General features: G+C 64.5%; 12 protein-coding genes. All 12 read right to left on the bottom strand.

Annotated features, from left to right (window positions below):
- Positions 1–38: 38 nt before the first annotated feature.
- Positions 39–1,187 carry an acyl-CoA dehydrogenase family protein gene (locus FJ867_RS13675; protein ID WP_140496983.1) on the bottom strand — a complete coding sequence of 383 codons (1,149 nt, stop codon included), beginning with the start codon at positions 1,185–1,187 and terminating at the stop codon, positions 39–41.
- A gap of 231 nt (positions 1,188–1,418) precedes the next feature.
- Complete coding sequence (locus FJ867_RS13685; RefSeq protein ID WP_140496981.1) at positions 1,419–2,231, bottom strand: enoyl-CoA hydratase family protein; 813 nt, start codon at positions 2,229–2,231, stop codon at positions 1,419–1,421.
- Positions 2,228–2,698, bottom strand: coding sequence for a MarR family transcriptional regulator (locus FJ867_RS13690; protein ID WP_140496979.1), 471 nt, complete (start codon positions 2,696–2,698; stop codon positions 2,228–2,230). Before FJ867_RS13690 ends, FJ867_RS13685 begins: the two co-directional genes overlap by 4 nt.
- On the bottom strand, positions 2,692–3,465 hold the full coding sequence (locus tag FJ867_RS13695; RefSeq protein ID WP_140496977.1) for an SDR family NAD(P)-dependent oxidoreductase: 774 nt from the start codon (positions 3,463–3,465) through the stop codon (positions 2,692–2,694). The genes FJ867_RS13690 and FJ867_RS13695 overlap by 7 nt, the downstream gene beginning before the upstream one ends.
- Positions 3,462–5,756: a bifunctional salicylyl-CoA 5-hydroxylase/oxidoreductase gene (locus tag FJ867_RS13700; protein ID WP_140817635.1), complete on the bottom strand. Its 2,295-nt coding sequence runs from the start codon at positions 5,754–5,756 to the stop codon at positions 3,462–3,464. The genes FJ867_RS13695 and FJ867_RS13700 overlap by 4 nt, the downstream gene beginning before the upstream one ends.
- A gap of 141 nt (positions 5,757–5,897) precedes the next feature.
- Positions 5,898–6,497 carry a VOC family protein gene (locus FJ867_RS13705; RefSeq protein ID WP_140556784.1) on the bottom strand — a complete coding sequence of 200 codons (600 nt, stop codon included), beginning with the start codon at positions 6,495–6,497 and terminating at the stop codon, positions 5,898–5,900.
- An 80-nt stretch (positions 6,498–6,577) separates the two neighbouring features.
- Positions 6,578–7,414: an ATP-binding cassette domain-containing protein gene (locus FJ867_RS13710; protein WP_140559702.1), complete on the bottom strand. Its 837-nt coding sequence runs from the start codon at positions 7,412–7,414 to the stop codon at positions 6,578–6,580.
- Positions 7,407–8,285 (bottom strand): ABC transporter ATP-binding protein, encoded by an 879-nt coding sequence (locus tag FJ867_RS13715; protein WP_140496969.1) that lies wholly within the window; start codon positions 8,283–8,285, stop codon positions 7,407–7,409. Before FJ867_RS13715 ends, FJ867_RS13710 begins: the two co-directional genes overlap by 8 nt.
- Positions 8,282–9,130, bottom strand: a complete 849-nt coding sequence (locus tag FJ867_RS13720) for an ABC transporter permease (RefSeq protein WP_140523761.1) — start codon at positions 9,128–9,130, stop codon at positions 8,282–8,284. The genes FJ867_RS13715 and FJ867_RS13720 overlap by 4 nt, the downstream gene beginning before the upstream one ends.
- Positions 9,123–10,130 (bottom strand): ABC transporter permease, encoded by a 1,008-nt coding sequence (locus FJ867_RS13725; RefSeq protein ID WP_140496965.1) that lies wholly within the window; start codon positions 10,128–10,130, stop codon positions 9,123–9,125. The genes FJ867_RS13720 and FJ867_RS13725 overlap by 8 nt, the downstream gene beginning before the upstream one ends.
- Before the next feature lie 88 nt (positions 10,131–10,218).
- On the bottom strand, positions 10,219–11,748 hold the full coding sequence (locus FJ867_RS13730) for an ABC transporter substrate-binding protein (RefSeq protein ID WP_140624853.1): 1,530 nt from the start codon (positions 11,746–11,748) through the stop codon (positions 10,219–10,221).
- Positions 11,749–11,860: 112 nt separating this feature from the next.
- Positions 11,861–13,435, bottom strand: coding sequence for an NAD(P)/FAD-dependent oxidoreductase (locus FJ867_RS13735; RefSeq protein ID WP_140670826.1), 1,575 nt, complete (start codon positions 13,433–13,435; stop codon positions 11,861–11,863).
- Positions 13,436–13,522: the final 87 nt, after the last annotated feature.

A 13,522-nucleotide genomic window follows, 5' to 3' on the forward strand; every position in this document is an offset into this window, starting at 1 on the left:
CCGCGTTCGAAACCGTCCAAACCTTGACGTGACCGGAGTCAGGCCGCCCCCATCACCTGTCGCGCGATCACCACCTTCTGCACGTCGGAAGCACCCTCATAGATGCGCAGCGCGCGGATCTCGCGATACAGGCCTTCGACGATATGACCCTTGCGGACGCCGTCGCCGCCATGCAGTTGCACCGCTTTATCGATCACCTCTTGCGCCTTGTCCGTGGCGAACAGTTTGGCCATCGCCGCCTCGCGCGTCACCCGCGCCGCGCCCATGTCCTTGGTCCAGGCGGCGCGGTAGACCAAAAGCGCCGCGGCATCGACGTCGAGCGCCATGTCGGCGATATGGCCCTGCACCATCTGCAGCTCGGCCATCGGCGCGCCGAACAGCTTGCGTTCGGCCACCCGCTTGATGCTTTCATCGAGTGCGCGGCGAGCAAAGCCGAGTGCCGCCGCGCCGACGGTCGAGCGGAACACGTCGAGCACCGACATGGCGATGCGAAAGCCGTCGCCCGGTTTGCCGATCAGCGCCGAGGCGGGCAGGCGGACCTGATCGAAAGACAGTCGTGCCAGCGGATGCGGCGCTATAACTTCCAGGCGCTCCGCGATGCCGAGGCCCTTGCTGTCCCCGGGCACGATGAAGGCTGATAGCCCCTTGGCGGCGGGTGCCTCGCCTGTGCGGGCAAAGACGACATAGAGATCGGCGATGCCGCCATTGGAGATCCAGGTCTTTTCGCCCGACAGGACATAGCCGTCACCATCGCGGGTCGCTGTCATCTCCATATTGGCGACATCCGATCCCGAGCGCGGCTCCGACAGCGCAAAGGCGGAAATGACCTTGCCGGCGCGCGTCTTCAAAAGCCATTGCTGCTGCTGCGGCGTGCCGAACAGGCTGAGCGCTCCGGTGCCGAGCCCTTGCATGGCGAAGGCGAAATCCGCGAGCCCGTCATGCCGCGCCAGCGTCTCGCGCGTGATGCACAAGGTGCGCACGTCGAGCGGTCCCGGATTGTCGGTGTCGAGCGCCGTCGGTTTCAGCCAGCCGTCCCGGCCGAGTTTTTGCACCAGCTCGCGGCAGGCGGCGTCGACGTCATGGTGATCGACGGGTAGGTTCTTCGCGCACCATGCTTCGAGGTGCTCGGCCAGTTCGCGATGACGGTCTTCGAAGAAGGGCCAGTCGAGGAAGGAGCGGTCAGGCATTTCTGCCTCCGCTATTCTCCAGAGTCCGTGCTCTACGGCGCCCCCCTCTGTCCTGCCGGACATCTCCCCCTCTAAGGGGGAGATCGATCCTCATCTCGGCTTTCGCGAATCGCCTGCGCCGCAGGATGGCTGCCGCCGCCGAAGCTGCCAATCTCCCCCCTAGAGGGGGAGATGGCCGGCAGGCCAGAGGGGGGCGCTGTCCCGCCAACGTCTCCATCAACCCGCTCATCCTCAATTCCCCTCGAACACCGGCTTTTCCTTGGCAACGAACGCCTTGTACGCCCGCTCGAAATCGCGCGTCTGCATGCAGATCGCTTGCGCCTGAGCTTCCGCCTCGATCGCCTGGTCAAGGCCCATCGACCATTCCTGGTTCAACTGCGTCTTGGTAATGCCGTGGGCGAAGGTCGGGCCGGAGACGATGCGCGCCGCCATGTCGAGCGCGTCGGCCTCGAGCGATGCGGCATCGACCAACCTGTTGTAGAACCCCCAGCGCTCGCCTTCGGCAGCCGTCATGTTGCGGCCGGTGTAGAGCAGTTCGGCGGCGCGGCCCTGGCCGATGATGCGCGGCAGGATAGCGCAGGCTCCCATGTCGCAGCCGGCAAGACCGACGCGGGTGAACAGGAATGCCGTCTTGGCGTCCGGCGTGGCGATGCGGATGTCGGAGCTCATGGCGATGATGGCGCCGGCGCCGACCGCCACGCCGTCGACCGCCGCGATGATCGGCTTGCCGCAGTTCAGCATCGCCTTGACGAAGTCGCCGGTCATGCGGGTGAAGGCCAGGAGCTGCTTCATGTCCATCTTGACCAGCGGGCCGATAATATCGTGGACATCGCCGCCGGAGCAGAAATTCCCGCCATTGGACAGGAACACCACGGCATCGACATCGTCGGCATAGACGAGGTCGCGGAATGTATCGCGCAGTTCCGCATAGCTGTCGAAGGTCAGCGGGTTCTTGCGCTCCGGCCGGTCGAGCCGGACCTTGGCGATCCGGCCTTCGACCTGCCAGAGGAAATGCTTCGGCTTGAAGCCGGCCATCTTGCTCATTCGCGTCCCTCCCAGTTGCTGCGGAACGAGGTCAGCATGCCGGTCAGACGGCGTGCCTCGTCCTCGCTGACCTTGCCCAGCAATTCGCCGACCCAGCCCTCGTGTGCGGCAGCGATGACGGCGAAGGATTTGGAGCCTTCATCCGTCAGCCGCACCATCGAGGTACGGCGGTCGCCATTGCGCCGGGCGCGGGCGACCAGCCCCTCGGATACGAGCCGATCGACGATGCCCGTGACATTGCCGTTGGACACCAGCAGGAAACGCGACAGATCGCTCATCAGCATGCCTTCGGGCGCGCGATAGAGCGCGGCCATCACGTCGAAGCGCGGCAGCGTCGTGTTGAACTCCTTCTTCAGGCGCTCGCGCAGTTCGGCCTCGATCGTGCGCGAGGCGCGCAGCAGCCTGATCCACAGCCGCAAGCGGTCCTTGCCGGGTCCCGACGGCGCGGGCAGGGGGCCGGCTACCATGTTTCGCCTCCTGAGATCGAAATTGCCTGTCCGGTGATCGACGCTGCCGCATCGCCGCAGAGCCACAGCACGGCAGCGGCAATTTCCTGCGGCCGGATGAAGCGGCCTTGCGGATTGGTCGCGGCAAGGCTCGCCCGCGCCTGTTCAGTCGAGCGGCCGGTTTTTTCCACGATCCGCTCAATGGACTCGTCCAGCATGTCCGTCTCGACAAACCCCGGGCACACCGCATTGACGGTCACGCCGGATTTCGCCGTCTCGGCGGCCAGCGCCCTCATCAGACCGACGACGCCATGCTTGGCCGCCACGTAAGGCGCGACATACGCGTAGCCCTTCAGTCCGGCGGTAGACGCGATGAAGACGATGCGGCCTGCCTTGCGCGCGGCCATGCCGGCGAGCGCTGGCTTCACCGTCAGAAAGGCGCCGGTCAGGTTGACATCGAGCGTGCGCTGCCAGTCGGCCAGCGTGGTCCTGTGCGCCGGCGTGCTGCCCGCAATGCCGGCATTGGCGACGACGATGTCGAACGGCCCACGCGCGGCCTCCGCCGTCTCGTAAAGCGATGCCATCGCCGCCTCACTGGTGACATCGGCAGTGATGGCGAAAATGCCTTTGCTTTCGCCAGCTACCTTGGCCAGCTCCGCCTCGCGCCGGCCGCAAATCGTGACGTCCATGCCGGCACCAGCCAGCGCCAGAGCGATCGCTCGGCCGACACCAGACCCGCCGCCGGTGACAAGGGCATGGCTGCCGGCGATCATCGCGGCGGCCGTCATACTTTCAGCCCCGCTGCGGCGTCGCGTTCGGCCAGTCGGTAGATCTGGTCGCGCCCCGGCAGATAAGGATCCGGCCATTTCACGCCACGGTCGCCGAGCGCCACCGCCGCATGCAGCGTCCAGTAGGGATCGGCGAGATGCGGCCGTGCCAGCGCCACCAGGTCGGCGCGGCCGGCCATCAGGATCGAATTGACATGGTCCGGCTCATAGATGTTGCCGACCGCCATCGTCGCCATGCCGACCTCGTTGCGGATGCGGTCGGAAAACGGCGTCTGGAACATGCGGCCATAGACCGGCTTTGCCAGCACCGAAGTTTGTCCTGCCGAGACGTCGCAAATGTCGACGCCGGCCTCATGCAACAGCCGCGCGATCTCGACGGCGTCGGCGGGTGTTACGCCTTCGATGCCGACCCAGTCATTGGCCGAAATGCGCATTGAGATCGGCTTCTGCGCCGGCCAGGCGGCGCGTACGGCGCGAAAGATTTCAAGGGGATATCGCATGCGGTTTTCCAGCGAACCGCCATACGCATCCGTGCGCCGGTTGGTGACCGGCGTGATGAAGGACGACAGGAGATAGCCGTGCGCGGCGTGGATCTCGAGCATGTCGAAGCCGCAGCGGTCGGCCATCTCAGCCGAAGCCACGAACTCGTCGCGCACTCTGTCCATGTCGGCGCGGTCCATCGCCTTCGGCACCTGATTCTGCGGCGACCAAGCGACCGCCGATGCCGCCATGACTGGCCAGTTACCCGAGGCGAGCGGCACGTCCGTGCCTTCCCACCCAACCTGGGTCGAACCCTTGGCGCCGGAATGGCCGATCTGTGCGCAGATCTTCGCCTCGGTCTCGGTATGGACGAAATCGACCAGCCGTTTCCACGCCGCCTCATGTTCGGGCGCATAGAAGCCCGGGCAGCCGGGCGTGATCCGCCCTTCGGGGCTGACGCAGGTCATCTCGATATAGATGAGCCCGGCGCCGCCCTTGGCACGCTCGGCATAGTGCGTGAAATGCCAGTCCGTCGGGCAGCCGTCGACAGCCTTGTATTGTGCCATCGGCGACACGACCACGCGGTTGTTGAGCCGCATGTCGCGCAGCTGGAAGGGCGCGAACATCGGGGCGCGACGGAGTCTGTTGGCGCCGGCGCCCGCCTGGCGCTGGAACCACTCCTCCGCGCTTTCAAGCCACTCCGCGTCGCGCAGCCGCAGGTTTTCGTGGCTGATGCGCTGCGAGCGGGTCAGCAGCGAATAGTTGAACTGCACCGGATCGAGGCCGAGATAACGCTCGACCTCCTCGAACCATTCGAGCGAGTTGCGCGCCGCCGACTGCAGCTTCAGCACCTCGGTGCGGCGCGCGTCCTCATATTTGCGGAAGGCGGCCTTTAGGTCCGGTTCGGTTTCGACATACTCGGCCAGCGCGACAGCGCTCTCCAGCGCCAGCTTGGTGCCGGAGCCGATCGAGAAATGGGCTGAGGCCGCCGCGTCGCCCATCAGCGCCAGATTCTCAAACGACCAGCGCTCGCACAGCACGCGCGGGAAATTGATCCAGGCCGAACCCCTGATGTGGTTGGCATTGGTCATCAGCTTGTGGCCGCCAAGATGCTTTTCGAAGATGCGCTCGCAGACGGCGATGGATTCCTGCTGCGTCATGGCGCCGAAACCGAAGGCGGCCCAGGTCTGTTCGCTGCACTCGACGATGAAGGTCGCGGTGTCGCTGTCGAACTGGTAGGCGTGCGCCCACACCCAGCCATGCTCGGTCTTTTCGAAGATGAAGGTGAAGGCGTCGTCGAATTTCTGGTGGGTGCCGAGCCACACGAACTTGCATTTGCGCGTGTCGATGTCGGGCTTGAAGATGTCGACGAAGCTGTTGCGCGCCCTGGAATTCAGCCCGTCTGCGGCGACGACCAGGTCATGCGTCTCCATATAGGGCCGGGGATCGGCGATGTCGGTCTCGAACATCAGCCTGACACCGAGCTCGCGTGCGCGCCGCTGCAACAGGATCAAGAGCCGCTTGCGGCCGATGCCGCAGAAGCCGTGGCCTGAGGATACAGTGCGCACGCCGTCATGGACCACGGCGATGTCGTCCCAATACGCAAAATGCTTCTTGATCCAGACGGCGCTGACCGGATCGTTCCTGGCCAGATTCTCAAGCGTTTCGGCTGACAGAACGACGCCCCAGCCGAACGTGTCGTCGGCGCGATTACGCTCGAAAACCGTCACATCGTGCGCGGCGTCCCTCAGCTTCATCGAAATGGCGAAGTAAAGGCCGGCTGGTCCGCCGCCGAGAACCGCAACCTTCATCTGTGCGATCTCCTCTTCGCTTGCTTGATTTCAGTATCGCGCCGGGGCCAAGATATTTCAAGCTTAAAGTTTTATGCCGAAACGATTATGCGAAATAGCCGACCGCGCGCTCGCGCATCGCCGCACGCGCGGTCCGTGGGGTCACTTTTCCGGGTTCTTCGGGCTCCACAGCACCGTCTCGGCACTCTTCTCGTAAGCCATGCCGTCGGGATAGCTGATCGCTTCCAGTTGCAAGCCCCAAGGCGCCTGGAAGTAAAGGATGGTCTGGCCGGCGGCGGGTCCTTCCTTGACCGGCAGCGGCCCCAACCTGGTCTTTACGCCCTTGGCCTCGAGATAGGCTTTCGCCGCCGCGACGTCGTCGACATAGAAGGCGATGTGAAAACCGCCAATGTCGCTGTTCTTCGGTGTCAGGTCCTTCTGGTCCGGCGCGGTGTATTTGAACAGCTCTATGTTCGACCCCGTGCCGCAGCGAACCATGGTGACCTGCTCGATGACAGCCTTCGGATCGACGCCGAGAAGATCCTGCATGAAGGTGCCCTTGTCGTCGGCGAACGGGCCGAACGACATTGCCTTCTTGCAGCCGACCACGTCGGTGAAGAAATCGACCGCCTGCTTCATGTCGGGAACCGTGATGCCGGTGTGGTCGTGCCCGCGCATGCCGGGGATCGAGCTTGCTGCCGCCATACCGGTGCTGCCGAGGATGGCGGCAGCGAGTGCTGCATTTCGAATTATTGTCTTCATGTCAGTTTCTCCTCCATTTGGCGGGGCTTTGTCATTGGCCGGTCGCACATCCGAGCCCGCTTTTCGGCGTGCGTATGCATTCATGTCGGAGCCTTGGCAGCGGAAGGAATATCCAGCCAGCCGTCGTCGATTTCGGGCAGTGGGATGGCCGCGATCAGGTCGCGCGTGTAGGTCTGTCGGGGATTTTCGAAGAGAGCGTCCGTCGCGCTCGCTTCGACGATCCTGCCTTCGCGCATGACGATGACCTGCCGGCACAGCCGCCGGATGACCGACAGATCGTGGCTGATGAAGGCGACCGTCAGCCCCATCTCCTCCGCCAGTTTCTCCAGAAGGGTGAGGATCTGCGCCTGCGTCGAGACGTCGAGGCCGGAGACGATCTCGTCGGCCAGCACGAATTTCGGCGCCAGCGCCAGCGCGCGCGCTATGCCGACGCGCTGGCGCTGGCCGCCCGACAGTTCGTGGCGGTAGCGGCCGGCGAAGCTCTGCGGCAGGCCTACGCGCTGCAAGGCCTCGGCCACGCGGTCCCTGAGATTGTCGCCAAGCCCGTTCTGCTTCAGCGGCGCGGCAATGATGCTGGCAATGGTGCGGCGCGGGTTGAGCGACGACATAGGATCCTGGAAGATCATCTGCAGATCGCGGCGCAGCGGCCGCAACTCCGCCTCCGGCAGATGTGTGATGTCTATGCCGTCGAAGCTGATGCTGCCGGCGCTGGGCTCCAGCAGTCGTACCAGGGCACGGCCGAGCGTCGACTTGCCGGATCCGGACTCGCCGACGATGCCGGTCACCGATCCCTTGGGCAGGTCGAAGTCCAGGCCTTTTAGGATTTCCGCCAGCGGCGCGCGGCCGATCAGCGGCTTGCGGGTCATGTCGGGCAGCGCGACTTTCAGACCGCGCACGGAAAACAGCGGCTCAGCCATGCGGTCGCCTCCACGCCTGGTCCGCGGCCGCAATCTCCGTGGCAAGCCCGGCCAGCACTGCCTCGTCGACCGGCTTTAGCGAGGCGAGGGGATCGGTGTAGCGCGGCGTTGCCGCCATCAGTGCCCGTGTGTAGGGGTGCTGCGGTGCCGCGAAGAGGGCAGCTGTTTCGGCCTCTTCCACGACCTTGCCGGCATAGAGCACCGAGACCTTCTGGCTGATCTTGGCGACGACGCCGAGGTCGTGGGTGACGAACAGGATCGCCGTGCCGTGCTCGCGCTGCAACGCAGCGATGAGCCGCAGGATCTGCTTCTGCACGGTGACGTCGAGCGCCGTGGTCGGCTCGTCGGCGACGATCAGCCGGGGCTCGGCGGCGAAGGCTGCGGCGATCAGCACGCGCTGGCGCATGCCGCCGGAAAGCTCGTGCGGGTAGCTTTTCAGTACCCGGTCGGGGTCACGGATCTGCACCTCGTCCAGCAATTGCCGGATGCGGGTTTCGGCCCTCTCGCCGCTCCAGCCGAGGATGCGCACCAGCCGGTCGGTCGTTTGCGGGCCGATGCGGCGCGACGGGTTGAGCGCGGTCAGCGGATCCTGCGGGATCAGTGCGGTGCGCGCGCCGATCAGCGTGCGCCGTGCCTTCGGGTTGAGCTTGCCGAGATCTTCGCCCTCGAGCCGCATATCGCCCTCGACGATGCGCACGCTCGACGGCAAGACGCCAAGTACCGCCTTGCCGATCATCGTCTTGCCGGCGCCGCTTTCACCGACCAGGGCTCGCACTTCGCCGGGCTGCACGGCAAGCGACACCGAGCGCAGCACGCGCTGGCCGTTCGGCAGCACGGCGCTCAACTCCTTGATATCGAGACAGGCGCTCATCGCAGCACCGGATCGAAACGTGTCTTCAGCGCCTCGCCGAACTGGCTGAACGACAGCACGGTCAGGATCAGCGTGATCAGCGGGAATACCAGCACCCACCAGGCCTGGTGGATCGACAGCCGGCCCTCGGCGATGATGCCGCCCCAGGTCGGGTCGTCGGTCGAGATCGACAGGTTGACGAAGGACAGGATCGCCTCGACGATGACGGCGATGCCCATTTCCAGCGACAGCAGCGCCACGATCGATGGCACCACATTGGGCAGCACTTCGCGCAGCATGATGCCGATGCGGCCATAGCCGGCGATGCGGGCGTTCTCGACATAGTCCATGCGCGACTGGCCCATCGCCTCGGCGCGGATGACCCGGCAGAAACGCGTCCAGTCGATGATCGCGATCGCCAGGATGACAGAGCTCAAACCCGTGCCGAGCACGGCAACCAAAAGGATGGCGAACAGCACCGGCGGGAATGCCATCCAGACATCGACGATGCGCGAGATGATGCGGTCGGCCCAGCCGCCGAAATAGCCTGCGATCAAGCCCAGGGTCGAGCCGACAAGGCAGGCGGCGCTGGCGGCGGCGAACGCAACGATGAAGGCGATGCGCCCGCCGAAGATCAGGCGTGACAAGAGATCCCGGCCGAGGCTGTCGGTGCCCAGCCAATAGCCGGGCTCCGCGCCATCGAGCCAGAACGGCGGCAAACGTTCGAGCATAAGATCCTGCGCGAGCGGGTCCCGCGGCGCGACCAGCGGCGCCAGGATCGCCGCCAGCAGCACCAGCAGCAGCCAGCCGCCGGCCAGCCAAAGCCTGGCGCTTGAGCCGTGTCTCGAGATGCGCCTCTCATCCATGGCGCAGCCTCGGATTGAGCAGCGCATACATCATATCCACGGCGAGATTGATCAGCACGAACAACAGCGCGAAGACCAGCACGATGCCCTGGATCAGCGGCAGGTCGCGGTTGATGACCGCGTCGATCGCCATGTTGCCGAGACCCTCATAGGAAAACAGCCGCTCGACGATGACCGTGCCCCCGATCAGGAAGGTGAACTGCACGCCGACCAGCGTCAGCGTGGGCAGGGCGGCATTCTTCAGCGCCTCGCGCAGGATGACCTGCGTTTCCGAAAAACCCTTCACCCGCGCCAGCACGACATAGTCGAGGTCGAGCACTTCCTTCAGCGATTGTTTCAGTAGCTGCGAGATGATCGCCGCCAGCGGCAATGCCAACGCCACTGCCGGCATAAGCATGTGCTTCAGGAGATCCCATGTGAGATCGAGGCGGAGCCGAAGCAAGCTTTCGAACAGATAGAACTGGCTGACGAAGGGCAGGTCGAGTTGCGGCGAGACCCGGCCGGAAATGTCGAAGATCGGCACCAGCACCCCGAACAGCAGGATCAGCACCAGGCCCCAGAGGAAGTCGGGAATGGAAAGTGCCGCCCCGCTGGCGATGTCGATGCCGGCTTCCACCGCCGTGCCTCGTTCGCGGGCGCCGAGGATGGCCATCGTCCCCCCGATCGCCACCGCCATGATAAGCGCGACGATGGCGAGTTCCAGCGTTGCCGGCAGCCGGTTGAAGACAAGCCCGAGCACGTCTTGCCGCAGCGAGATCGAGGTGCCGAAATCGCCTTTGACGACGCCGGACAGCCAGATGAAGAACTGCTCGACAATCGTCTTGTCGAGGCCGTAGAGCGCCCGCAGCCGGGCGATGTCGACATCGGTCGCGCCGGGCGGCAGCATCATGGCGATCGGATCGCCGGGAGCGATGCGGATCACGACGAAGACGACGACGGCCACGCCGAACAGCGTGATCAGCATCGTCAAAAGACGGATCAGGAATCGTTGCAGGAGCATGTAAATCTTTGCTGGAGCCCGGAGGCTCGTATGCCGAAAGAAGATGCGCGCCGTCGCTATGGACGGCGCGCGGCAAGCCCGGCCGATATCAGGCCGGGGTCATCAGGGCCGGCAACAGCGCGCCGGACACATGCTGCACGACGTTGACGCCCTTGGCGTGCACGATCGGCTGCGCATACTGCATCAGCGGCAGCACATAGGCTTGCTCGGCGATGTATTTGTCCACCGCCTTCCAGCCGGCGATGCGCTTGGCCTCGTCCTTCTCACCCCACAGCGGGTTGATCATGTCGATCAGATCCTGGCTGTCCCACACCGAGTGCGGGCTCGGACCATACATGGCAAAGCCGGTCGAGGTGGTCGGGTCGCCGATGGCGTTGCCCCAGTTGTAGAAGGCCGCCGGCGCCAGCTTGTCGGCGGCGCGCAATTCGTAATGCTTGGCGATCTCGTAGACTTCAATGGTGGCCTCGATGCCGACCTTGCGCCACATGCCGACGATCGCCTGGATCATCTCGTAGTCCTTGGGCTTGAAGCCCTTGGTCGTCTGGATGGTGAACTTGACCGGCTTTTCCGGCGAATAGCCGGAAGCGGCCAGCAATTGCTTGGCCTTTTCCGGATTGTGCTCGACCTTGATCGACGCGTCGTAGGCCGCGTATTCCGGCGTTTCCAGCGTGGCGAGCGGCTGGCCGTAGCCGCGCAGCAGCCGCTTGACCAGAAGCTCCTTGTCGACCGCCATGACGGCTGCCTGGCGCACGTTCTTGTCCAGCATCGCCTCGACGTCGTTGAAGAAGATCATGCCGATGTCGGAAACATTCTTGATCGAGCCGGCAAGGCCGTCCTTGGCGATCAGGCGGTCATACTCCTCATAGGGAATCTCGAGCGTCACCTGCGAGGAGCCGGACTCGATTTCGGCGACACGGCTCGCCGCGTCTGTGACGAATTTGATCGTCACGTTCTCGAATGCCGGCTTGCCGCCCCAGTACTTCGGATTGGCCTTCAGCCGCAGGAAGGCGTTGCGTTCGAACTTCTCGACCATGTACGGGCCGGTGCCGATCGGAGCCTTTTCGAAACCTTCGGCGCCCACCTTCTCGTAATAGGCCTTCGGCATGATGTAGCCCGTGAGGAACGACATCCACTTGAAGTAGACCGGGTCGAACTGCACGACATCGCCCGTGATCTTGTTGCCCTCGATCTTGAAGTTGTTGACGTTCTTCCACACGAACTGGATCGGGTTGCCGGTCTTTTCATCGCCGGCCCGCTGCAACGACCAGACCACGTCCTCGGGCGTGAACGGCGAGCCGTCATGCCAGGTTACGCCCTCGCGCACCGTCATCGTGATCTTGGTGCGGTCGTCATTCCAGCCCCACTCGGTGAGCAGCCCCGGCGCGAAGGACAGGTCCGGCTTCTGCGGGATGAACTGATCGAACACCGACTGGTAGAGGCCCTGGATGGTCGGGTTGACCGCCGAAGGTCCGGTGGTCGGATCCCAGGACGGCAGGTTGACATTGTAGGCGATGGTCAGTTCGCCGGCCGCCGCCCCGGCGATCCTCGGCAGGCCGATGGCCGTCGCCCCGAGTGCGGCGGCACCGTATCCGAGCAATTCGCGTCTGTTGATTGTCATGGTCGTTCCCCTTGTTGGTTTTTCTGTTTTCCGTGCACGGCTTCGTTGTTTGATCAGTGGGTTCCCTGGGCAACCGTACCTTGCCTTGCTCCACCCCAATGCCTTTCGGCTGCTACCTCCCGCCAAGCTGTTGCGCCAGCATGAAGCCCGAGGCGGCACCCGTGCCGGCGCCCGGCCATGTGGCGGCACCGGTGAGATGCAGATTGGCCACAGGCGTGTTCCAACCGGCGTAGCCGCGTGCCGGGCGAAACAGGAAATTCTGTGCCAGGTGGTGGCTACCACAAACCTGGTCGCCGCCGACGAGGTTCGGGTTCTCGCGCTCGAGGTCGATGGGCGAGAACACGGCCTGGCCAAGGATCTTGGCTCGCAGGCCGGGCGCGTAGGTTTCGACGATGTCGAGCACGCGCTCGGCATAGCGATCCTTGACCTGATCCCAATGCGCGGGCGTGATCTTGCCGGCGGCGTCGCCAAGGATTTCTGCCGGCAGCATGCGCACCTGCACCCACAGCACATGCTTGCCTTGAGGCGCGCGCGACGGATCGACCGCGGTTGGTTGGCCGAGGACCAGCACCGGCTCGTCCGGCAGCACGCCCGCCATCGCCTGCTGATAGGTGCGCGACATGGCGTCGAGCGACGGTGACAGATGCACATAGGCGAACTGCCGCAACTCGGCGCCGGCGCGCCAGTCCGGCAGATCGTCCAGCGCCAGATGGATCATCATGGTGCCCGGCGCGTGGCGGAATTTTTGCATCGCCGTGTCGAAGCCGGCGTCGCCGGAACCGTTGGGCAAAAGCGTGCCGGCCAACGCCTTGGGTGCAACGCCGGCAATGACCGCCCTGGTGGCCGTGTGCGTCTCACCGGACTTGAGCCGCACACCCGTCGCCTTGCCGGCCGAAACCGTGATTTCGGCCACCTCGGCGTTGGTGAAGATCTTGCCGCCGGCGCCCGTGACCATCCCCGATAAGGCACGAATGATGGTGTGGGCGCCGCCCTTGCCCAGCACCATGCCGAAACTCTGGTTGGTCATGGATTCCAGATAAGGGAACACGGCACCGCCTGCGATGTCGGGCGCAAAGTCGAGATGCATGCCCCAGGTGGCGAGCGTCGCCCGCACATGGGGCGACTCGAAAGTCTCCTCCAGCCACGCGCGGGGCGAGGAAAGCAGCAGGCGCCCGGTATCGAGCGCGCCGGTAAGGCCCTTCTTGCGCCAAAGGTTCCACGCCGTGCCGGCAAGGGCGCGGGCGCTCATCGGTGATCCCAAGAGGCGAAACAGATGCTCTGCTTCCGCCGGGAAGGCGGCGACCAGCTTGCGCCACGTGGCGGCATCGGCGGCGGAGAAGGCAGCCATGCGCGCGGCCGTCTTTTCCAGATCGTTGCTGACGCCGAACCAGCGTCCGTCCGGGAAGGCGCTGGCGAAACAGTCGGCGACCGGCGCGAATTCCAGCCCGTGGGCGTTCAATTCATTTGCATATTTCCGGTGGAAGGCCGAGCCGGCGAACAGGCTCAGATTCATCGCACCGAAATCGTGCCGAAAACCCGGCAGCGTGAACTCGCGGGTCTGGACGGCGCCGCCGATCGTTGCACTGCGCTCAAAAACCCCGGTTCTCCAGCCTTTGAGTGCCAGATGCGTGGCGCAAGCCAGACTGTTGTGGCCCGCCCCGACAAAGATGGCGTCGAACTCGCTCACGCCCCGCACCCATTTCCTTTATGCTTAAAGATAATTGCAGATGCATATGTTTTCGTCTAGTAGGATATTAAGGGCCGAGACGAGCCT

This window comes from Mesorhizobium sp. B2-5-3, assembly GCF_006441005.1.
Taxonomy (GTDB): domain Bacteria; phylum Pseudomonadota; class Alphaproteobacteria; order Rhizobiales; family Rhizobiaceae; genus Mesorhizobium.